Origin of the sequence: Teredinibacter waterburyi, assembly GCF_001922985.1 — a bacterium.
GTDB classification, from domain to species: Bacteria; Pseudomonadota; Gammaproteobacteria; order Pseudomonadales; family Cellvibrionaceae; genus Teredinibacter; species Teredinibacter waterburyi.
The window spans coordinates 20,270-40,659 of the sequence record NZ_MRUH01000169.1 but is presented as its reverse complement, the minus strand read 5'-3'; the positions used below and the strand labels follow the sequence as shown (position 1 = coordinate 40,659).

The following is a 20,390-nucleotide window of genomic DNA, read 5'->3' as shown; positions in this document are numbered from 1 at the left end:
TAATGAGTGGCTTTATTATTCCTTAGAACGTACAGGCCACTTACTCTCAGGCTTGATCAATATAGCTTACGAACGCCAGCTTCTTGCTGTCCGGCGACCAACTCGGAACATTCAAACTCCCCTGTCCACCATAAAAAATATCAGTTAACGGCTGCAGTTCACCACTGTCATTGTTTAACAACATAAGCTGTACATCCCGTCCAAACGGATGAGCTTCCTGTTGATTTTCAAGATAGCGAATAAACACCAACCATTTACCATCGGGTGAAGGGTGCGGAAACCAGTCCGAATGTGGCGACTCGACAAGCTGTACTGGGTTAGCTCCGTCGGCATCCATCCGCCATATTTGCATCATTCCAGTTTGGTAGGAGTTGTAATAAATATAGCGTCCACAGGGGGAGTAATCTGGGCCGTCATCAAGCCCTGGGGTAGCGGTTAAACGGGTTTCTGGGCCACCTTCTACAGAGATCGAGTAGATGTCATAGTCTTTACTGGCAGTGCGTCCAGCGACATAGGCCAAGGTTTTACCGTCCGGTGACCAACCGTGCCAATAGGATGGCGCATGCTCGGTAACCCTACGCGGAACCCCGCCCTCTACCGGCAATATATATAGCACTGATTTATCATCGCTTTCGCTATCATGATGACTCACCACCAACCATTTTCCGTCAGCCGAGATGCCGTGATCGTTGTTGCACCTTACCGCAAAGTCGGTATCGATCTGTTTAACCACATGGCTTTCAAGGTCCACTCGATACAAGTATCCAGCGCGATTAATAATCAAATAATTATCGTATGGATGCCAATTTGGCGCCTCAAATACATCGGCTCCAACGTGAATAACATCGCGTGATTTGGACGCTATATCGAGAATTTCCAACTGACTAACAACCAACACCGGCGCTACTGTCGTTGCCTTACTCATCGCAATTGCTACTCCTATTGTGGCCCATAAACGCGATAGGTAGGGATCAGGAGCACCCGGCCCTCCACGCGCAACAAGCATTCTAAAAAGTGAATTGTTAAATTTAAGTTACACACTAAAATTAGTTTAATGGACAATTCTCGAGCCCTTTTTAAATGGATACTCCGCTCGATTAGTAACATACTAGTGAACACAACCCGTCATAATACATAGCGCTAGGTCATGCTCTCGGTAAAATTCGTTGTTTTTCTATTTTCGATCAGCCTGATTGCGCCAGTATTAGCGGCGGGGTCGCCTACGCCCACCACTGTTCCGCATGGTATCCAGCCAGCCATCGAAACCAACAGTACCGTCCCACCGCAAAGCTGGCTGGTACGTTACCCAGGGCTCGAATCTGGCGAGATCAACCCGAACGACCTTTACAAGCTTAAGCTCCTAGAGCTCGCCTTTGCGGAAATGAACCAACCTTTAAAGCTGCAACCTGTTAACTCATCTTGGGTTCTGGAAAGCCGCAGCAGCCGCAATCTTATTGATGGCCGCTACGACGTACACTGGCTAATGACCAACCAGCGACACGAATCTATGTTGCGCCCTATTCGAGTCCCCATCTATAAGGGCCTAATCGGCTGGCGCCTGCTCTTTATTCACACCAGAAACCAAGCTCACTTTGCCGCTATTGAGACAACAGCGGGGCTGCAGAAAATGGTAGCTGGGCAAGGTCACGACTGGCCCGATGCCGAAATCCTCGATAAAAACAATTTTGCACTAGAACTCTCGTCCTATAGCCGTGGCTTATTCAAAATGCTCGACGTCGGCCGTATCGACTATTTTCCACGGTCCTTAGTAGAAGTGTGGAACGAGCAGCAACAATTCAGCGAATCCGACCTCGTGGTGGAAAATCATTTAGCGCTGCACTACCCCGCCGCCTACTATTTTTTTGTCGCAAAAGATAATCAAGCGCTCGCAGATATTATTGAGCAGGGATTATTAAAAGCCATTAACAACGGTTCGTTCGACGAGATTTTCTACGATCGCTTTGGCAGCGATATTCGCCGCGCAAAACTGCATGAGCGCAAAGTGCTTAAGCTGACCAATCCCCTGCTCTCCGAACAAACCCCACTTGCGAACAACCAACTATGGCTCAACATTAACGACCTGCAAACACTAAATCCCAGCACCGCTAATTAAACAGTCACTATCTTCGCGCGCGTACCCCTAGCGCACCAATCAATCAGGATACCAATCAATAATGCTCAGCTATCGCCACCTTTACCATGCAGGTAACCACGCCGACATATTAAAGCACTACACACTGTGTAGAATATTGTCCTACCTCACTCAAAAAGATAAACCTCTGCGTTATATCGATACCCACGCAGGTGCAGGACGCTACGATTTAAATACATCGGAGGCGCAGAAGCTTCAGGAATACAACGACGGTATTGGCCGTATTCGCAATGCACCGAAAACACCCGCATTAGTTAAAGACTACCTCAACTTAGTTGCCAAATGCGGTTCAAACAATAGCTACAGCTACCCGGGTTCGCCGTGGCTGGCGGCACAGCTACTGCGCCCCTACGACCGTTTGGAGCTTTGTGAACTACACCCACAAGACTTTCCTCGACTCGAAAAAACCATGTCCGCTTTTAAGAATTCTCACTGCTATGACGTTGATGGCTTCCAAAAAAGCGCATCACTTCTGCCTCCTGTCGAACGACGCGGTGTAGTGTTTATCGACCCCTCCTACGAGCTTAAGCAGGACTACAGCAAAGTGGCGGATCATCTGCAGGTACTAACACGTAAGTTTTCGACGGGTGTTTACGCAATTTGGTATCCGATTGTAAATTCAGATCAGGTGGCGCGCTTACACCGTGCAGTGCGCAAGCAACAACATGAGAAAATTGCATGCTACGAGCTCTCGGTAACGGCGGATGAAGCGGCAAAAGGGATGCGAGGTAGCGGTATGATTGTGATTAATCCGCCTTGGTCGTTAACCGCAGAAGTAACCGAGTTCTTAGAATTTGCAGCGCCTCTAGTGGCGACTGACGGCGGCAGTCACTGGCGTGCACTCGATACACTGTAAGGCGCTATAACAGCGCCATGCACTTGGCCTAATCGGTATAATCCGAATATTTTTTCGCGCTACCGCGAACTTTATCGGCAGGATAGCGCGCTTCATTTAGCTTTGTTTTGAGCGCGACCGCGTCCCACAGGTCGATATCCAGTTGATCGGCTAAACGCAACAGGTACAGAAAGACATCGGCCATTTCATGGCTGGCAGCTTCACGCTGTTGAGGATTTAGATTTTCCGCCTGCTCAGGGCTAAGCCACTGAAAAATTTCTAGTAGCTCCGACGCCTCTACGCTGAGCGCCATAACCAAATTTTTAGGGTTGTGGTATTGCTGCCAATCACGCTGCCTGGCGAAGTCGCGCAGATAGGCCTGCACGCTTGCTATCGATTCCCCTGGTGCCAGCCGATCCTTGCTAGATTCAAGCCGATCAGTCATGGGGAATATAACCAGGCTTGGGGAACAACTTAAATTCGCCGCTGAAGTTTGCATCGAATACGTCACCGGCAAGTGCGATCAAAACATATAAGGTTTTAGCTTCGGCTTTGTTTTCCACCGAGACAATATAGTAGCCGCGGCCATTTTTATGGATTTTAACGGCAGATTGATCCAGCGCAGCCCAACTTACAGGCAGCTTTTTTAGCGCGAATGGCGAATCTTCACGGCTGTATTGGTGCGCTGTCGACAAACCTATGTCCAATGCCTTTTTTATAGACACCGGCATTTTGTTGTGGTTTTCATGGGCATAACCGGCATTGGCAAACAGCAGCACGGAAAAACAGACAACAAAGCTTTGAGCCAACGTGAACAGAAATGAGTTGCGATAAGTATTCATAATTAAAACCATTTTTTTATTTTTAGTAACCAAAGTTGTAGCGACACAACAACGACCAAAAGGCCCAGCACCACAACAAAGCCAATACTTGAATTTGCCAACGGAATACCGCCGACATTAATACCTAGTAAACCGGTAAAAAACCCGAGCGGTAGAAAAATCGCTGCAACTAATGACAGCACATACATGCGATTGTTCAGTTGTTCGGCGAGACGGTTCGCGAGCTCTTCCTGGGTAACGGCGGCGCGGTCGCGGACCGAATCAAGATCTTCAATATAGCGGTGCAAGTGATCAGTAGTCTCACGTAGGCGCGAGCGATCGTCGTTATTGAGCCAACTTATTTTGTCATTTTGCAGCTGCAGCATGGCATCGCGCTGGGGTGCAAGGTAACGCCTTAAGGCAATCGCCTGACGCCGTAACTTTGCCACTTCGGTACGCAATTGTAAGCCGGGGCTTAGTAGCACCTGCTCTTCAATATCGCCGAGATAATCTTCAATATCAGAAATCGTCTCCTGCATATGCAGCATGAGAGTTTCACACAGCGCCACCAAAAACCCTGACGCCGTTTCCGGCCCTTCACCCGACTGGATGCGCTCGGCCATTTCCTGAGCGGCAAGTACGTGACGACGGCGCGAAGTAATAATCAAGCGCGCGTCAGTCCATAGGCGCAGTGCCACCATGTCTTCGGGGTTGGCTTCTGCGCTGAAGTTAATACTGCGCAGCGACGCCAGTAGCGAATTACCAAGAACACTAATTCGCGGACGCGCCTCTTCGCGCAACAAGGCTTCGGCCACTAAGGGGCTTACACAATGCTGCCGGTTTAGCCATTGCTTGGCATCTGGATGGGTGTAGTCGATGTGGAGCCAGATCGTTTCACGATCTAGCTCTAGAGTGGAATTTGGATCGCCAAAGATATGGCTCTGTAAGGTCGACCACTCGATAGTGGAACCGCGCTTGGGGCCGGACAAGATTAAACCGTACAGCAAACTTGGGGCCGGTAGCGCGACGGCAGAGCTTGTTGAACTCACAGCTGAATCCACTGGCGAAAGCCCCGTCGCAGCCTCGCTCTTATCCGCCGAGCCTAACGCCATAACCATTTCCTCGGCCTATCAATTGCGTTATGCCAGCTTGTGACAAAGCTCGACTAGGCGAGGATTATAAGGGCGTGTCATATTTTCCAGTGCATCGATAATATCGTGGTGTACTAGCTCGTTCGCTTGAATCCCCACACAGCGGCCGCCAAGCCCTTCACGCAATAGACGCACAGCATAGGCGCCCATGCGGCTTGCCAATAGGCGATCGAAGGCGGTAGGAGCACCACCGCGCTGAATATGACCAAGAACCGTCGCACGCGTCTCTAACTTAGTTGCCGCTTCAATACGTTCGGCCAATTTATAGACATCGGTAATTTTTTCGGTAATACACACTATTGCGTGATTTTTACCGTGTGCAACATGGTCTCGCAACTGATCGAGAAAAACGGCTTCATCAAAGGGTTCTTCGGGCACTATGGCAAATTCGGCCCCGCAACCAATCGCCGAAGCGACCGTTAGGTCACCGCAATGGCGGCCCATAATCTCTACCACGGAAATTCGTTTGTGTGAACTTGAGGTGTCGCGCAAACGATCGAGCGCATCCAACACCGTATTCAAAGCGGTAAAGAAGCCAATGGTATAGTCGGTGCCCGCTACATCATTGTCGATTGTGCCGGGCAGACCGATACAGGGAAATCCCATCTCAGTTAATTTTTTAGCACCCATATAGGAGCCGTCACCACCGATAACGACAAGCGCTTCAATGCCGTGCTCGTGTAGGTTTTTAATCGCTTCTTTACGAATCTCTTCGTTGCGAAACTCGGGGAAGCGCGCCGAACCCAAGAAGGTACCGCCACGATTAATCATGTCCGCAACTGAGCGTCGATCCAGCAGTTTAATCTCGCCGTTATAGAGGCCTTGATATCCGTTATAGATCCCAAACACTTCCATATCGTGGTGCAATGCAGTACGCACAACAGATCGCACGGCCGCGTTCATACCTGGCGCGTCACCACCACTGGTTAAGACCCCTATTCGCTGTATCATTTTGAACTACCTGTGAAGAAGTGATAAAAAAAGAGAATACGCAAAAGCAACGAAACCCAACTACTGGCAGAATCTAGCGCGCAGACTTTGAACAAAGATTTAAGGATCTGATTTTACAGGATTTCGAGACAAAATCCCCGCCATTACCCCAAGGAAAGCGCCATAAAAAAAAGAAAACACGGAATAGCGCGCGTTTATGGAAGTTTTATAATCGCAGACGCACACAGTCGTGGTAACGAGTCGCTCGAACCGGATCGTTTACAAACTCGAGTAGCGCCTCTTCGCTGAGCGGCCTACTGTAGTAAAAGCCCTGCACTTGATCACAACCGCGGGCAATTAGCCACTTTGACTGAGACGGCCGCTCCACGCCCTCAGCGATAACCTGCAAACACATATTGTGGGCCAGGTCGATAATCGACTTAGCAATGGCCGCTTCTTGCATATCGTTGTCGACATCGACAATAAAGCTGCGATCGATTTTCAGCTTTTGAATTGGGAATCGTTGCAAGTAGGAGAGCGATGAATAGCCAGTGCCGAAGTCGTCAATGGCTAAGGAAAGCCCCATATCACTGAGACATTTCAAGGTTTCAATCGATGATGCGGCATTTTCCATTGCCGATGTTTCGGTTATTTCCAGCTCTAGGTATTCTGCTGGCAATCCCGTTTCGGTGAGAATTTTCTGAACTGTGGTCTCAAAACTCTCCTGGCGGAACTGGCGAGTAGAAAGGTTGACCGAAATTTTGCCCAGGTTAAGCCCCGCGTCCAGCCAAGCCTGAAAACGCTCACAAGCATGCCGCAGCACCCAGTCCCCAAGCGGCTCTATCAGGCCAGTTTCTTCCGCTAGAGGAATAAAGTGAACCGGAGAGACCAAACCGCGCACGCGATGCTGCCAGCGCACAAGCGCCTCAACACCAATTATTTGGCCGTTGTTAAGATCGATTTGTGGCTGATAAAAAAGCAGCAACTCATCTTGCTCTATGGCGCGACGCAGGTCGTTTTCTAACAACAGAAAATTTACCGCGTTATCGGACATGGCCTGAACAAAAAACTGAAAACGATTTTTGCCCGCGGCCTTGGCGCGGTACATCGCGGTATCTGCATGCTTTAGGAGCTGGTCGACGGAATCCCCATCGGCAGGAAATACGCTCACACCAATACTGGCGGTGGTGACAATTTCATGTCCACGCATATTCACCGGTTGCGATAAACTCGCCAATAGTTTTTCGGCTATCTTCTGTACCGACTCAATTTCGGTGATATTTTCCAAGGCGATAACAAATTCATCACCGCCCAAACGCGCAACCGTGTCGGTATCGCGCAACTCTTCGGTCAAACTACGTGCGATATGCTTTAGGAAAGCATCCCCGGCGTCGTGGCCGAGGCTATCGTTAATATTTTTAAATCGATCCAAATCCAGCAGCATAATGGCTAAGCCGGTATCACTGCGGCGCGCGCGGGAAATGCTTTTTTTCATTCTGTCGTAAAACAGCGAGCGATTGGCAAGGCCGGTAAGTGGGTCGTGAAAGGTTACATAGTTGATATGAGATTGGTGATCACGTAGCGCATTTTCGGCCTCTTTGTGTTCAGTAACGTCGATACCAATGGTGAATGTGACGCAATTGATACAGGCCGATGCAGAGCTAAGTTCGGCGCGACCGTCACTATAGTGGCTAATAAACACGCGGCGCATACGATACAGGTGCATAGTGCCATCTTTGTGCTTAGCACTTAACTCCCAAACCTGCTCGCCATCGCCGTTTAAGTCTTGATCTTGCAACTCGGCTAAACGTGTTTGTACAAAGGCGGGATAAAGATCTGGCTCGGTCTGGGCGTTATGAATTTCAGCCGGCACGCCAGCAAGCAAAGAGTGGTGACGACTCGCAAATACCACACTGCCATCTGCGGCGATTGCAGACACCAATACCGGGATGTGCTCAAGTAAGAGCCCCATGTAGACGCGCGCATCGCTATCGTTATTTACCCAAGCACAGGCCTGAGTAATCAGAGTGTTGTCGAGGGCTTTGGACGATTCTTCATCTTTCATTCTTTAGCGCTACTCTCTGAGCTTATAACAATATTAGGCAGATCAACGATCAAGGTTTACAGCCACCCACGAACAGCAAGCCCTCTAGCTCATACCTTTACGCTCCATCCGTGCTTTACTAAGAATAGACTAAGGCGTCTACTTCAGCTCAGCCCAAAGATCGTATTCATCGGCGGCGGTTACATTCACCTTAACTCGGCTACCCGGTGCCAAGCCCGCAGCGCCCTCAATAATCACCACGCCGTCAATCTCTGGAGCATCTGCGTAGCTGCGACCCAGCGCATTTTCGCCTTCAGAGCTATCGACTAACACCTCCAGTTCACGCCCCACTTTTCGCTGTAATCGCGCGGCAGAAATGGCTTGCTGAGCCTCCATAAAGCGCTCCCAGCGTTCTTTTTTGACAATTTCCGGCACATGGTCGGGTAAATCGTTCGCTTTTGCGCCGTCGACTGGCGAATACTGGAAGCAACCAACGCGATCTAGCTGGGCTTCCTGCAACCACTGCAACAGGTGCTCAAAATCGTCATCTGTCTCACCTGGGAAACCGACAATAAATGTCGATCTCAAGGTAAGGTCAGGGCAATTTTCGCGCCACTTATGAATACGCTCCAAGGTTTTCTCTTGGTGAGCCGGGCGCCGCATCGCCTTTAGAATACGCGGACTAGAGTGCTGAAAGGGAATATCGAGATAAGGCAAGATTTTGCCTTCGGCCATTAGCGGTATGACGTTATCCACGTGGGGGTAGGGGTATACATAGTGCAATCGAACCCATACTCCCAGCTCACCCAACGCCTCGCAGAGTTCCAACATCCGAGTTTTAAGCGGGCGGCCCTGCCAAAATCCGGTTTGATATTTAACGTCTACACCATAGGCGCTGGTATCTTGGGATATCACCAAAAGCTCTTGAGTACCGGCATCCACAAGCCGCTTGGCTTCATCCATCACGCTGCCAATTGGACGACTGACAAGATCACCACGCATATCCGGAATAATGCAAAACGAGCAGCGATGATTACAACCTTCCGAAATCTTCAGGTAGGCGTAGTGGCGCGGTGTTAGCTTAACGCCTTGTGGCGGCACTAAATCAATCAGTGGGTTGTGTTGCTGCGACGGCGGAATATAGCTGTGCACAGCGCCCATCACCTCTTCGTAGGCCGCTGGGCCAGTAACGCTCAGCACGTTAGGGAAGGCCTGTTTGATCACTTCGGCATCTTTGCCCTTTCCCATACAACCGGTAACGATAACCTTGCCATTTTCAGCCATAGCTTCGCTAATCGCGTCGAGTGACTCCTGCTTGGCGCTATCGATAAAGCCGCAGGTATTCACAACCACCATATCGGCTTCGTGATAAGTGGGTACCACTTGGTAACCATCAATTTTTAACTGAGTAAGGATACGTTCGGAATCTACCAAGGCTTTCGGGCAACCGAGGGATACAAAGCCGACTTTGGGCTGGGTCATGATGGCATCTCAACAATAAAACAGGGGGGGCACAAATAAGGGGGCGATTCTACTCTTTTGCAATGGCCCTGTCAGTGCAAGTCACTCGACTTGGCACACTTCTGCACAGCTTGACCAACGCCCTTGTCTGTTCGCTTTTTAAGCAAGAAGCCTGTAATATACGGCCTCCCGCGTGGCCACTCCACCCTCCTACCTGCTGCGTCCACCAGAGACAGCAAAGGTTTTCTATGTTCACCCCTATCGACGGTATTCGTACCCGCTATTCGACTATTGAATTTACCGGCATGGACATTCATGTCCGCACCCTGCGCGATAACCAACAATTTGCAGATGCGGATGGAGAAGCAGATCGCCTGGGTATTTCCGACGCCGCCTGGCCACTCTTTGGAATTGTCTGGGATTCAAGCTCAGTACTCGCGCATTTAATGCTAGATTTCGATATTGCGGGCAAGCGTGTCTTAGAGGTGGGCTGTGGTATCGGTTTGGCGAGCTTGGTTTTGAATAAACGCTGCGCCGATATTTCGGCTACGGATTATCACCCTGAAGTGGCCGGCTTCTTGGCGCACAACGTGACGCTAAATGGCGGGCCAGCGATTCCATTTACGCGAACGGCGTGGGAAGACGATATTACCAAGATGGGTCAGTTCGATTTAATCATTGGCAGCGATATTTTGTACGAAAGCGCGCACAGCGAACTGTTGGCAAACTTTATCGATCAACATGCACTCGCCAACTGCGAGGTGGTTTTAGTTGACCCCGGTCGCGGCCACCACGCACGTTTTAGCAAAGCCATGGTTAAGCTCGGCTATGACCATAGCCAAGTAAAACCAGAGCACACCGACTATCTAACCAAGCCGTTTAAAGGGCAAGTGCTAAGCTACTCGCGACAATCTACGGCGGCCTGATTTAAAACGTTTCTGCCTAGCCCCACAAGCAACAGCCTACTGGGGCGACAACTTATTCAATCGGCAAGTTAGTACTGTACTTTAAACCAGCCTAGCCAACGCCAAACCAGCCTAGCCAACGCCGCCCAAGCGCTTATCAAATACCGAAACTACCGAACCCTGCACTCTCCCCTGATGGGAGAACCGCCAATTGCGCTTACTATAAAAGCTATCCTGATCGCGCGTGTATAAGCGCAACAAACCGATCCCAGCCGTAGCCGCAAACTGTTCTGCATGGATTAGCAACTGCTGCCCAACCCCCGCGCAGCGATAGTGTTCATCGACATAAAGATTCGTCAGCCACTCGCCGGGAGTGCTCTGACTGGTGAAATGATAGTAAACAATACTCACCGAACCTACCGGCAGCTTCTCGCCGTCATCGGTCTTAGCAATGGCGAGAAAGGTTCGCGGAATGAGTTGATCGTCGGTGTGCTCTTGTAGCAATTTGATCCGCTTGGCTAGCGCGCCGGCGCTGTCAATCGCTCGCCCCCCGCAACCTTGCAGCCATTCATGATGATGCCATTCGGCAACTGCCGACAGCCACTGCGGGAAGTCCCGCAAATCGTGTATTTCAATAGCGCTCATAGAGGTGTTATTTAACCACTTCGCCGTGCGCCTGCTTATCGGCATGGTAAGACGATCTTACCAACGGCCCACAGGCGGCATGCACAAAGCCCAGCTGTTTTGCGACTTCGGTGTATTCGTCAAACTCACTCGGCTCCACATAGCGTTTTACCGGTAAGTGATCGCGCGATGGCTGTAGATATTGGCCAATGGTGAGCATATCAATATTGTGCTCTCGCATATCTTTAAGCACGGCAAAGATTTCTTCTTTGGTTTCACCCAAGCCCACCATCAAACCGGATTTCGTCAGAACGTCGGGGCGGCGCTGTTTGTATTGCTTGAGTAATTCTAGCGACCACTTGTAGTTTGCCCCGGGGCGCGCCTCGCGATACAAACGCGGTACGGTTTCTAGGTTATGGTTGAAGACATCGGGCGCTTCCTTCTCAAGAATATCGAGCGCAATATCCATACGGCCGCGAAAGTCTGGGGTCAGGACTTCTACCTGTAAATTTGGCGAGAGCGCACGTGATTCGCGAATACAATCGGCAAAGTGTTGGGCACCGCCGTCACGCAGGTCGTCACGATCTACCGAGGTGATAACAACATATTTAAGACCCATATCCGCGATAGCACCAGCTAGGTTCTTGGCTTCGTGTTCATCCAGTGGGTTGGGCTTACCATGACCAACATCGCAGAACGGACAGCGTCGCGTACAAATATCACCCATGATCATAAAAGTCGCGGTGCCGCCGCTAAAACACTCGCTCAGGTTTGGGCAGTTGGCCTCTTCACATACGGTCGATAGCTTATTCTTTCGCAATAACTTTTTAATGCGATCGACTTCCGGCGAAGCGGTAACTTTAATTCGGATCCAATCCGGCTTGCGCAACAGCGCGTCGGTGGCGATCACCTTTACCGGAATACGCTCAACCTTATCGGCATCTCGCAATTTCTCGCCCTGCTTAATGCGGCGAGTGCGTTTTACGGGGGTTACTTCTTCTGTCATTTTTTTTCGCTCACAGTTAACGCTCTGTCGATACCTTTGCGCCGCACATTTGCAGCTGCAAACCGAGTTTATCGGCCAACACTTTCGCATAGGCCTGTTGCACCGCACTTAGCAATGGCGGCTCCGCCACATAGTCGGCTATTTGCGTCATCACCAAATCTTCATAACCACAGGGGTTAATCCCCAAAAACGGGGTTAAATCCATATCCACATTGATCGCCACACCGTGGTAGCTACAACTTTTACGTACCCGCAACCCCAAAGAGGCAATCTTCTTATCCTGAACATAAACACCGGGCGCGTCCGCACGGGCCGCTGCCGCTATGCCATAATCCGCTAATAGCATGACCACAGACTCCTCGATTAAAGTCACCAAGTCTCGCACTCCGAGCTTAAGTCGCTTTAAGCTCAGCAAGGGATAGGCGACCAGCTGGCCTGGGCCGTGGTAGGTAATTTGACCACCGCGGTCAGACTTAACAACAGGAATATTCGTTGGGTTTAACAGATGTTCGGGTTTCCCCGCCTGCCCCTGAGTATAGACAGGCTCATGCTCGACCAGCCACAACTCATCTTCGCTAGCCGCCGTGCGCTGATCGGTAAAGTCTCGCATTTCCTGCCAAACAGTTTGGTAACTGCGCCGCCCCAAGACGCGCACGCGTAAGTTCATGGGCGCTGGAGGAATGCTTAGAGTGTCGTCTGACGAGACGCTGCCCAACTCGATATCCGCTTGCGGCACGAGTTAAAGAACCATCCGCGTTTCAGGTAGCTTTTTCAAATCGTCAAAGATGGCCTGCAACTGGTCAACACCAGTAGCGGTAATAAACACGGTAACCGACTGAAATGTTCCATTGCGGCTATCGCGTATGGTGATTTTTTCGATATCGAAATCCGGGGCGTGAATCTCCATCACACTGAGCACAATCTCGCGATAACGCTCAGTGGCCTCCCCCAACACCTTTATCGGGTAATCGGGACAAGGGAATTCGATTTTAGGCGGCGGGTTATCATTGTTCACGCAGAATACCTCTAGAAAACACAGATTAGACTAAAAGACCGTAAAGCAGCTTATTCAGCTGCGAACTTTTGTTGTATCCAATCCATAAAGCGGGTCACCACACCAGCTTGTGCTACGTCCGCAGCCGCAATTAAGTCTGCACTGGCAAGTGTTTCATCAGCCTGACTAACACGCAATTGTCCGAGTACCTTACCCTTCACAACAGGAGCCTCGATAACTAGGTCAATTTCGGTCACTGCAGCTACATCACCTTCAGAACCGCGCGGAATCGTAACCCAGATGTCTTCTGCCAAGGTTAAGCCAACATCCTTCGGTTCACCGCCCCACACACGCACACGACTTAACTCGTCTCCTGCACTGTATAGTTTTACGGTTTGATAGTAGCGAAACCCGTAGGACAATAGTTTTTGCGACTCAGCCGCACGGGATGATTCTGAACGGGCGCCCATTACTACGGAAATCAATCGCATACCCTGCTTTTTAGCAGACGCCACCAAACAATAGCCAGCCGCTTCAGTATGACCTGTTTTAAGCCCGTCAACAGAGCTGTCGGTGAACAAAAGTTTGTTGCGATTTGGCTGACTAATACCGTTGTGTTTAAAATATTTTTCAGAATAAATATTGTAATGCTCGGGGTGGTCATTGATCACTGCTCGGGCTAAACGCGCCAAATCTCGCGCCGTAGTAACGTGACCTTCCGCCGGCCAGCCGGTGGCATTGACAAAATGCGTGCTGGTCATGCCAAGTAACTGCGCCTGCTGATTCATAATATCGGCAAAGGCTTTTTCCCCCCCAGCAATATGTTGTGCCAGGGCAATAGACGCATCGTTGCCAGACTGTACGATCACACCGCGCAGCATATCGATTGCCGGCACCTCCGATCGCGCCTCCAAAAACATGGTCGAACTACCACTGGCCGAACCACCGCGCTTCCACGCGTCGTCGCTAACCCGCACCAACTCGCTTTCAGTTAAGCGCCCAGCATCAATCTCTTCAGACACTATATAGCTGGTCATCATTTTAGTAAGGCTAGCGGGCGGTAGCGATTGATCGGCGTTATGCTCGATCAAAACCTTACCGGTGTCGGCATCAATCAACAGATAAGCGCTAGCCGCCAGCTGCGGTGGAGCGGGGATAATCACCGGCGCAGCCAAGGACGACATGCTCGTCACTATTAACAATGGCAGCGCCACAACAGCAACCAAACAGCGCGAGAATTTACGAAGAGCAAACGAAAGTTGAAACAAAGACACATTCATTGAGAACAGAAACCTGTGATTTTGAGAAAAGACCAGCGCGTCAAAAGGCGGCCATTGTAGCAGTTTTCAGGCTAAAACCCGAGTTGCCAGCCAGAATAGACGCTAGGATTTAGAGGTAGACAACATGAGGCTCGGGCAAGTTCTCTGCGGCTAAGGTTTCGCGCAGTAACAACACATCCAAGTTGTCGGAAATTGGCCCAATATGGACGCGATACCACTTTCCCTTACCAACTTGTTTGGGGCTGAGCACATTCACCGGAAACGAGGTGAGAGCCGAAAGACGACGCTGTAGTGCCTCTGCACTGGTACGCTGACCAAACGCGCCAACCTGTAGAAAGGTATTGGCCGGTAAACTATATCCTCCCGCATGGGCGGGACTAGGTGCGAGCGGCTCGTCAGATACAGACGTCTGGCGAGATGACTCTGTAGCCGTCGCCCGATAATCATGCGGATCGATATATTCGACCATAACCCGCGCCGTGCCGTGATTAACGTAACCGAGCTTTTTTGCCGCCGAATAGGACAAGTCGATTAGGCGATTGTCGTGAAACGGCCCGCGATCATTAATTCGCACAATCACTGACCGATCATTATCGAGATTTGTTACCCGGACATAGCTTGGGATTGGCAGTGTGGTGTGGGCAGCCGTCATGGCGTACATATCGTAAATTTCGCCATTGGAGGTGCGCTCGCCGTGGAATTTTCGGCCATACCAAGACGCGACGCCCTTTTTCTTATACCCCTCGGGGTTATTCAAAATTCGATAAGTTTTACCCGCGACTTTATAGGGGTTTTTATTACCGGCAATCGTTCGTGGCTCGACTCGCGGTACCGCATCGGGAATATGGTCGACGCTTACCGCTTTCGTGGGGTAGGCGTCGTGTTTCATTTTGTAAACGCGCTTTTGCGAGGCGCAGGCACTAACCAGCAAGCATACACCCAGCACACCCAAACTGAAGCGTGCCGCGCGAATTACCGCAAAGAACAGCGGCGAACGCTCAGAAAACAAAGAGCTATACATCAAGGTAACGAACTTTTTCACCGTAAACTAAACACCCGCCTAGGGTTAATCGGAAGTTGTGGCCGCCGCTGCTTGCTGCTCGTATGCGTAACGAATTTCTTGGCTGAGCTGCCACACCGCTAGCGCATACATCTGGCTGCGATTGTAGCGAGTAATAGTATAGAAGTTCGAAAAGCCTAACCAGAACTCCTTGCCAAGCTCGCCCTCATATTCCAGAGGCACAACCTTTTCGTCACGATTGAAACGGCCTTCCGCAGGCGTAAACCCCATCGCAGCGGCTTCTTGCAACGTAAGGTGCGGCCTAACTCGTGCGTTTAAAACGGATTGATCGTAGTCTTTCGCTATAAGCGCACGGCTAAAAACCGGCTCGCCTTTTTTCCAACCATGGCGTTTGAAATAGTTTGCAACGCTACCGATGGCATCGACGGGGTCATTCCAAATATCCGACACGCCGTTACCGTCAAAATCCACCGCGTAAGCGCGATAGCTGCTCGGAATAAACTGACCGTAGCCCATTGCCCCAGCATAGGAGCCTTTTAAATCACCGATATTTTGTTTTTGCTCGCGCGCCAACAGGAAAAAGTTCTCGAGCTCTGAGCTAAAGAATTTGGCCCGCGGGGAGTAGTCAAAACCCAGCGTCGCCAGCGCATCGAGTACACGATAGCTGCCCATGTAACGGCCATAACGGGTTTCCACACCGATAATGGCGACGACCACCTCTTCTTCTACACCCATTTCTTTGCTGGCCCGAGCGAGGGTGGCTTGGTGGGTATTCCAAAACTCTACCCCCTGAGCAACGCGATCGGCACCCAAAAATATTTTGCGATACTCAAACCAGGGTTTGGTCTTTTCCGCTGGACGCGCAATGGCATCGAGAATTGATTGTTTCTTCTCGGCACCAGCAAGAGCCGCTCGCACCTCATCGGCGTTAAACTTATGTTCCGCTACCAGCTTATCGATAAAAGCCGGTGCCGCCGGATGACTCGCATAGTCAGCGCGAACACTGGCAGACGCCAGCAAAGCCGCTGCCGCGATAGCGACTTTCCAATAGCTTCCACTTATTTTATTGCGTTTGAACTCTACAACTTTGTACAACACACTAACCTCACTTAAGACGTTGAGACTCGTTTTATACGAGTGGAAAACAGTCATTATTTATCATTCGTAGCGAAAACGTTCGACACTTACGGCGCACTAAGAAACCGAGGTATTTTTCGGATCTGTAGCAATCGCCATTAGCAGCCCGAACCCCGTCAACAAGGTTACAATTGAAGTTCCCCCTAAACTGACTAAGGGAAGCGGTACTCCAACCACGGGTAACATTCCAGCAACCATTCCTACGTTAACAAAAACATAAACAAAAAACGTGAGCGTAATACTCGCCGCTAACAATCGATTGAACATATTGCGTGCCGCAAAAGCAATAATAAGACCTCGCGCGACAACTAATAGATAAAGCGCCAACAACATAAGCACACCGTACAAGCCCAACTCTTCGGCCATCACTGCAATAATGAAATCTGTATGGCTCTCGGGCAGAAAATCTAATTGTGATTGGGTTCCGTTAAACAGCCCTTTCCCGGGTAAGCCCCCAGAACCAATCGCTGTCTTCGATTGAATAATATTCCAACCGGCACCCAGCTTATCGGCCTCAGGGTCCAAAAGCGTCAACACCCGCTGCTTTTGGTAGTCCTTCATGATGAAATGCCACATTGGCCAAATACTCGCCCCAACCATTGCCAAGCTGCCAAAAATGTAACGCCACTGTAAGCCCGCCATAAACAGAACGATCAAACCGGAGGTTGAGATTAGAATCGCCGTGCCTAAGTCTGGCTGTAAAAAAATGAGCACACCAGGGGTCAACACTATCACCAAACTCATCAGCACATCCGCCAGCGAGGGCGGCAAACGACGCGCGGAAAAATAAGCGGCCATCATTACCGGTACCGCTATTTTCAGAATTTCTGAGGGTTGAAAACGAATAAAACCTAGGCTGACCCAACGCTTCGCGCCCTTCGCGCCAACGCCAATAAGCAACACAGCAATGAGCAGGATAATGCCAACTAAATAGAGCCAAACCGACCAGCGCCGCAACATTTGCAAATCGAGCTGTGCGGTAATAAACATAGCGCTGTAAGCGATAATGAAAAATATCCCTTGGCGGCGCAGCATCAACTCATTCTGCCCGCTAGCGCTATAAAGCACGGCAAGTCCAAAACAGGTGATCACCAAAAGAAGCAGCAGCAAGATTGGATCTACGCGCAAACGATGCGACCAAGCAGGGCCACGCGCAAATTGCACGTTCGAGTCTGGTAATCTACGGACAAAGTCTTGGCTGGTAATTTTCATTGCACAGCCTCACTTGGCGGAGCTAAATATTCATCAAACATTTTGCGTGCAATAGGCCCTGCGGCGCTGCCACCATGTTCACCATTTTCAACGATAACCGCGAGCGCAATTTGCGGATTTTCAACCGGTGCAAAGCCAATATAAAGGGCGTGATCCCAATGGCGCTCGTCCATAGTGTCCGAATCGTACTCAGCATCTTGCGCGATGCCCACCACTTGAGCGGTGCCGGTCTTGCCCGCGCTGCGATACTTTGCACCACGGCCAACTCGATAGGCTGTTCCACGCGGGTCGTGAACAGTGCCTTCCATCGCGCTGATAACATAATCCCAATAGATGTCGTTAACTTGAACCTCGTCCACCACCTGCAATTCTGTCTCGGTATCACCAATACTTCGCACTAGCCGCGGGGCGAGGTGACGACCGCGCGAAGCGATAGTTGCGGTCATTACCGCCAACTGTAGCGGCGTGGTGAGAACATCACCCTGACCAATACTGACATTGATACTGTCGCCGGGAAACCAGTGCATGCCGCGAGTCTTGCGCTTCCATTCCCGCGACGGCCAGATGCCACTGCGCTCACTTGGAATATCGATAGCCGTCTTACTGCCAAGACCAAACTGAATTCCAAATGCGTGCATTCGATCTACCCCCATGCGGAAGGCCATATCGTAAAAATACACATCGCAGGATTCCATAAGAGCTTGCCGCAAATTCACACGGGTGCCGTGACCGCCCTTTTTCCAATCTCGGTAGAAACGCTCATCGGTTTCGAGCTGGTAGTAGCCTGGGTCAGAAATTCGCGTTTGAAAATTCACCACGCCATTCGCAAGGCCCGCCAGTCCTAACACCGGTTTAATAGTCGAGCCCGGCGGATACTGGCCCTGGATAGCACGATTGAACAAGGGTAAATCGCGCGACTCATTCAGCGCACGGTAATCCGCGTAGGAAATTCCACTCACAAATAAATTCGGGTCGTAACTTGGCGCGCTCACCATCGCCAGCACGCCACCGGTATTTACATCAATAGCGACCACCGCTCCGCGACGACCGTCAAGCTCCTTCACAGCGACTTGCTGTAATCGCACATCAAGAAATAGATGTAGATCGGCACCGGGTTCAGGGTCGCGTGTATTAAGTGTGCGCAATACGCGACCGTGCGCATTGGTTTCAATATTTTCACTGCCCACTTCGCCTAACAAAATAGACTCGTAAAACTTCTCTAAACCGATCTTGCCAATACTGTGCGTGCCGCTGTAACGGCGGTAGGTATCCTCGTCAAAAGAGCTGAGTTCATGCTCATTGATGCGACCCACATAGCCTAATGTATGAGCGAATAATGCTGCCTGCGGGTAATAACGCATCAACTGCGCTTCAATCTCCACACCTTCAAATTGAAATTCATTCACCGAAAAGCGCGAGATTTCCTCTTCGCTCAAACGGTAGCGCAGCGGCACGGCTTCGAAGGGACGACGGCGTTGATGTAAACGCTTGTAGAAATTTTCGACGTCGCGCTCATCAATACTCACCAACTCACTTAACTGGGCAATAGTTTTCTCGAGGTCGCCCGCCCGCTCTTTTACTACCGACAAAGTAAAGCTAGGACGGTTGTCCGCTAACAGCTCACCGTGGTTGTCGTAGATCAAGCCGCGGTTGGGGGGGATGGGCCGCAACTGAATCCGATTGTTATCAGAGCGAGTCACGTAATCTTGATGATCAACAACCTGCAACTTGTAGTAACGCGCTACCAGCAAGCCGAACATCACTAAAACCAACAAAAATGCGAGCGCCACTCTATAACCAAAAACTCGCGCTTCCTGGTGATGGTCTTTAAACTCGTGGAAATCCTTGCCGGCCCAGTTCATGCTGCGTGGTTAGACTCACTTTCTTGACGATTGATTCAGTTGTTTCTTATTTATGATAAGGATGATTCTGCAATATAGTCCAAGCTCGGTAGAGCTGCTCCGCCAACACAATACGCACCAAAGGGTGCGGCAGCGTAAGCCCAGACAACGACCATTTTTCATCGGCGCGATTCAGGCATTTAGGTGATAAACCGTCGGGCCCACCGATCAACAAACTAACGTTCACACCGTCCATGCGCCAGCTCGCCATTTTCTCGGCAAGCAACTCGGTACTCAGCTTTTTACCCAATACGTCGAGCGCAATAACGCGGTGATTGCCGGACGGACTGCCAATTACAGATAAAATCTGCTCGCCTTCGGCAGCTTTTACCTGATCTACATTCGTATTTTTAGAACGATTTGCCAGCGGAAGTTCCACTAAGTTTAGGCTTAAATCCCGAGGTAGGCGTTTGGCGTACTCTTGATACCCCTCCTGCACCCAGGACGGCATCTTGGTTCCAACGGCAATAAGATCTATTTTCATGAATTAACAGACGCGGGCTAACGAGGCGGGAACTAACCGACACTAGGCCGGCTATAGAAGCGAATACAGAACGCTACGATCAAGTTGCACTGCGACTAGCAGGGGCGGTAGACCAAAGCTTTTCCAACTCGTAGAAATCACGAGTCTCTTTCAACATTACGTGAACAACCGTATCACCGAAATCTACCAATACCCATTCTCCGGTTTCCATACCTTCAACCCCGATGGGCTGAAACCCCGATTCTTTTGCATCGACCACAACATTATTGGCCAACGACTTAACATGGCGATTCGAGGTACCGGTAGCGATCACCAGCTGGTCCATCACGTTACTTAGGGTGGTGACGTCGAGCACATGAATATCGTGTCCTTTTAGGTCTTCTAAAGCACCATTTACGACGTCAGCAAGCGTTTTTTCTGTCATTGTTTTAC

General features: G+C 50.4%; 21 protein-coding genes. 3 read left to right on the top strand and 18 right to left on the bottom strand.

What is annotated here, in order from left to right:
- Positions 1 to 46: 46 nt before the first annotated feature.
- Positions 47 to 925: a TolB family protein gene (locus tag IDZ20_RS15675; protein ID WP_223144992.1), complete on the bottom strand. Its 879-nt coding sequence runs from the start codon at positions 923 to 925 to the stop codon at positions 47 to 49.
- Between the two features lie 222 nt (positions 926 to 1,147).
- Between IDZ20_RS15675 and IDZ20_RS15670 the strand changes: the two genes are divergently transcribed.
- Together IDZ20_RS15670 and IDZ20_RS15665 are read left to right on the top strand one after the other, a co-directional pair.
- A complete protein-coding gene (locus IDZ20_RS15670) occupies positions 1,148 to 2,113 on the top strand; it encodes a substrate-binding periplasmic protein (RefSeq protein WP_188152394.1) in 966 nt (321 codons plus the stop codon).
- 61 nt (positions 2,114 to 2,174) lie between these two features.
- Positions 2,175 to 3,008: a 23S rRNA (adenine(2030)-N(6))-methyltransferase RlmJ gene (locus tag IDZ20_RS15665; protein WP_188152393.1), complete on the top strand. Its 834-nt coding sequence runs from the start codon at positions 2,175 to 2,177 to the stop codon at positions 3,006 to 3,008.
- A gap of 28 nt (positions 3,009 to 3,036) precedes the next feature.
- Here the strand turns inward: IDZ20_RS15665 and IDZ20_RS15660 are convergent, their stop codons facing one another.
- The 6 genes from IDZ20_RS15660 to rimO all read right to left on the bottom strand — a co-directional run bounded on the left by IDZ20_RS15660 (position 3,037) and on the right by rimO (position 9,415).
- Positions 3,037 to 3,432, bottom strand: coding sequence for a nucleotide pyrophosphohydrolase (locus IDZ20_RS15660; protein ID WP_188152392.1), 396 nt, complete (start codon positions 3,430 to 3,432; stop codon positions 3,037 to 3,039).
- Positions 3,425 to 3,829, bottom strand: a complete 405-nt coding sequence (locus IDZ20_RS15655) for a DUF6488 family protein (protein WP_188152391.1) — start codon at positions 3,827 to 3,829, stop codon at positions 3,425 to 3,427. The genes IDZ20_RS15660 and IDZ20_RS15655 overlap by 8 nt, the downstream gene beginning before the upstream one ends.
- A 2-nt stretch (positions 3,830 to 3,831) precedes the next feature.
- Complete coding sequence (locus IDZ20_RS15650) at positions 3,832 to 4,920, bottom strand: zinc transporter ZntB (RefSeq protein WP_188152390.1); 1,089 nt, start codon at positions 4,918 to 4,920, stop codon at positions 3,832 to 3,834.
- Positions 4,921 to 4,947: 27 nt separating this feature from the next.
- Positions 4,948 to 5,910 carry a 6-phosphofructokinase gene (pfkA, locus tag IDZ20_RS15645; protein WP_188152389.1) on the bottom strand — a complete coding sequence of 321 codons (963 nt, stop codon included), beginning with the start codon at positions 5,908 to 5,910 and terminating at the stop codon, positions 4,948 to 4,950.
- A 205-nt stretch (positions 5,911 to 6,115) separates the two neighbouring features.
- Entirely contained in the window at positions 6,116 to 7,954 is a 1,839-nt protein-coding gene (locus tag IDZ20_RS15640) for a putative bifunctional diguanylate cyclase/phosphodiesterase (RefSeq protein ID WP_188152388.1), read from the bottom strand.
- A gap of 138 nt (positions 7,955 to 8,092) precedes the next feature.
- Positions 8,093 to 9,415 (bottom strand): 30S ribosomal protein S12 methylthiotransferase RimO, encoded by a 1,323-nt coding sequence (rimO, locus tag IDZ20_RS15635; RefSeq protein ID WP_188152387.1) that lies wholly within the window; start codon positions 9,413 to 9,415, stop codon positions 8,093 to 8,095.
- 227 nt (positions 9,416 to 9,642) lie between these two features.
- Between rimO and IDZ20_RS15630 the strand changes: the two genes are divergently transcribed.
- Positions 9,643 to 10,320: a class I SAM-dependent methyltransferase gene (locus IDZ20_RS15630; protein ID WP_245792367.1), complete on the top strand. Its 678-nt coding sequence runs from the start codon at positions 9,643 to 9,645 to the stop codon at positions 10,318 to 10,320.
- A 111-nt stretch (positions 10,321 to 10,431) separates the two neighbouring features.
- On the opposite strand, the gene IDZ20_RS15625 is transcribed toward IDZ20_RS15630, so the two are convergent.
- From IDZ20_RS15625 to rsfS, 11 genes are all read right to left on the bottom strand, one after another.
- Entirely contained in the window at positions 10,432 to 10,944 is a 513-nt protein-coding gene (locus IDZ20_RS15625) for a GNAT family N-acetyltransferase (protein WP_188152386.1), read from the bottom strand.
- Between the two features lie 7 nt (positions 10,945 to 10,951).
- Complete coding sequence (lipA, locus tag IDZ20_RS15620) at positions 10,952 to 11,929, bottom strand: lipoyl synthase (protein ID WP_188152385.1); 978 nt, start codon at positions 11,927 to 11,929, stop codon at positions 10,952 to 10,954.
- A 16-nt stretch (positions 11,930 to 11,945) separates the two neighbouring features.
- Positions 11,946 to 12,596 (bottom strand): lipoyl(octanoyl) transferase LipB, encoded by a 651-nt coding sequence (gene lipB / locus IDZ20_RS15615; RefSeq protein WP_188152488.1) that lies wholly within the window; start codon positions 12,594 to 12,596, stop codon positions 11,946 to 11,948.
- 72 nt (positions 12,597 to 12,668) lie between these two features.
- Positions 12,669 to 12,944, bottom strand: coding sequence for a YbeD family protein (locus IDZ20_RS15610; protein WP_188152384.1), 276 nt, complete (start codon positions 12,942 to 12,944; stop codon positions 12,669 to 12,671).
- Positions 12,945 to 12,994: 50 nt separating this feature from the next.
- Complete coding sequence (locus tag IDZ20_RS15605) at positions 12,995 to 14,203, bottom strand: D-alanyl-D-alanine carboxypeptidase family protein (RefSeq protein ID WP_188152383.1); 1,209 nt, start codon at positions 14,201 to 14,203, stop codon at positions 12,995 to 12,997.
- 109 nt (positions 14,204 to 14,312) lie between these two features.
- Positions 14,313 to 15,245 carry a septal ring lytic transglycosylase RlpA family protein gene (locus IDZ20_RS15600; RefSeq protein ID WP_245792366.1) on the bottom strand — a complete coding sequence of 311 codons (933 nt, stop codon included), beginning with the start codon at positions 15,243 to 15,245 and terminating at the stop codon, positions 14,313 to 14,315.
- A 24-nt stretch (positions 15,246 to 15,269) separates the two neighbouring features.
- Positions 15,270 to 16,376, bottom strand: coding sequence for a lytic murein transglycosylase B (gene mltB / locus IDZ20_RS15595; RefSeq protein ID WP_188152382.1), 1,107 nt, complete (start codon positions 16,374 to 16,376; stop codon positions 15,270 to 15,272).
- Between the two features lie 42 nt (positions 16,377 to 16,418).
- Positions 16,419 to 17,573: a rod shape-determining protein RodA gene (gene rodA / locus IDZ20_RS15590; RefSeq protein ID WP_188152381.1), complete on the bottom strand. Its 1,155-nt coding sequence runs from the start codon at positions 17,571 to 17,573 to the stop codon at positions 16,419 to 16,421.
- Positions 17,570 to 19,435, bottom strand: coding sequence for a penicillin-binding protein 2 (gene mrdA, locus IDZ20_RS15585; protein WP_188152380.1), 1,866 nt, complete (start codon positions 19,433 to 19,435; stop codon positions 17,570 to 17,572). Before mrdA ends, rodA begins: the two co-directional genes overlap by 4 nt.
- 46 nt (positions 19,436 to 19,481) lie before the next feature.
- Entirely contained in the window at positions 19,482 to 19,958 is a 477-nt protein-coding gene (gene rlmH, locus IDZ20_RS15580; protein ID WP_188152379.1) for a 23S rRNA (pseudouridine(1915)-N(3))-methyltransferase RlmH, read from the bottom strand.
- Between the two features lie 79 nt (positions 19,959 to 20,037).
- Entirely contained in the window at positions 20,038 to 20,382 is a 345-nt protein-coding gene (gene rsfS / locus IDZ20_RS15575; RefSeq protein WP_188152378.1) for a ribosome silencing factor, read from the bottom strand.
- Positions 20,383 to 20,390: the final 8 nt, after the last annotated feature.

What these genes read in the sequence shown, in the direction of transcription:
- IDZ20_RS15675 (WP_223144992.1), bottom strand. Translation starts at nt 925, where the DNA reads ATGAGTAAGGCAACGACAGTAGCGCCGGTGTTGGTTGTTAGTCAGTTG.
- IDZ20_RS15670 (WP_188152394.1), top strand. Translation starts at nt 1,148, where the DNA reads ATGCTCTCGGTAAAATTCGTTGTTTTTCTATTTTCGATCAGCCTGATT.
- IDZ20_RS15665 (WP_188152393.1), top strand. Translation starts at nt 2,175, where the DNA reads ATGCTCAGCTATCGCCACCTTTACCATGCAGGTAACCACGCCGACATA.
- IDZ20_RS15660 (WP_188152392.1), bottom strand. Translation starts at nt 3,432, where the DNA reads ATGACTGATCGGCTTGAATCTAGCAAGGATCGGCTGGCACCAGGGGAA.
- IDZ20_RS15655 (WP_188152391.1), bottom strand. Translation starts at nt 3,829, where the DNA reads ATGAATACTTATCGCAACTCATTTCTGTTCACGTTGGCTCAAAGCTTT.
- IDZ20_RS15650 (WP_188152390.1), bottom strand. Translation starts at nt 4,920, where the DNA reads ATGGCGTTAGGCTCGGCGGATAAGAGCGAGGCTGCGACGGGGCTTTCG.
- pfkA (WP_188152389.1), bottom strand. Translation starts at nt 5,910, where the DNA reads ATGATACAGCGAATAGGGGTCTTAACCAGTGGTGGTGACGCGCCAGGT.
- IDZ20_RS15640 (WP_188152388.1), bottom strand. Translation starts at nt 7,954, where the DNA reads ATGAAAGATGAAGAATCGTCCAAAGCCCTCGACAACACTCTGATTACT.
- rimO (WP_188152387.1), bottom strand. Translation starts at nt 9,415, where the DNA reads ATGACCCAGCCCAAAGTCGGCTTTGTATCCCTCGGTTGCCCGAAAGCC.
- IDZ20_RS15630 (WP_245792367.1), top strand. Translation starts at nt 9,643, where the DNA reads ATGTTCACCCCTATCGACGGTATTCGTACCCGCTATTCGACTATTGAA.
- IDZ20_RS15625 (WP_188152386.1), bottom strand. Translation starts at nt 10,944, where the DNA reads ATGAGCGCTATTGAAATACACGATTTGCGGGACTTCCCGCAGTGGCTG.
- lipA (WP_188152385.1), bottom strand. Translation starts at nt 11,929, where the DNA reads ATGACAGAAGAAGTAACCCCCGTAAAACGCACTCGCCGCATTAAGCAG.
- lipB (WP_188152488.1), bottom strand. Translation starts at nt 12,596, where the DNA reads ATGAACTTACGCGTGCGCGTCTTGGGGCGGCGCAGTTACCAAACTGTT.
- IDZ20_RS15605 (WP_188152383.1), bottom strand. Translation starts at nt 14,203, where the DNA reads ATGAATGTGTCTTTGTTTCAACTTTCGTTTGCTCTTCGTAAATTCTCG.
- mltB (WP_188152382.1), bottom strand. Translation starts at nt 16,376, where the DNA reads ATGACTGTTTTCCACTCGTATAAAACGAGTCTCAACGTCTTAAGTGAG.
- rodA (WP_188152381.1), bottom strand. Translation starts at nt 17,573, where the DNA reads ATGAAAATTACCAGCCAAGACTTTGTCCGTAGATTACCAGACTCGAAC.
- mrdA (WP_188152380.1), bottom strand. Translation starts at nt 19,435, where the DNA reads ATGAACTGGGCCGGCAAGGATTTCCACGAGTTTAAAGACCATCACCAG.
- rlmH (WP_188152379.1), bottom strand. Translation starts at nt 19,958, where the DNA reads ATGAAAATAGATCTTATTGCCGTTGGAACCAAGATGCCGTCCTGGGTG.
- rsfS (WP_188152378.1), bottom strand. Translation starts at nt 20,382, where the DNA reads ATGACAGAAAAAACGCTTGCTGACGTCGTAAATGGTGCTTTAGAAGAC.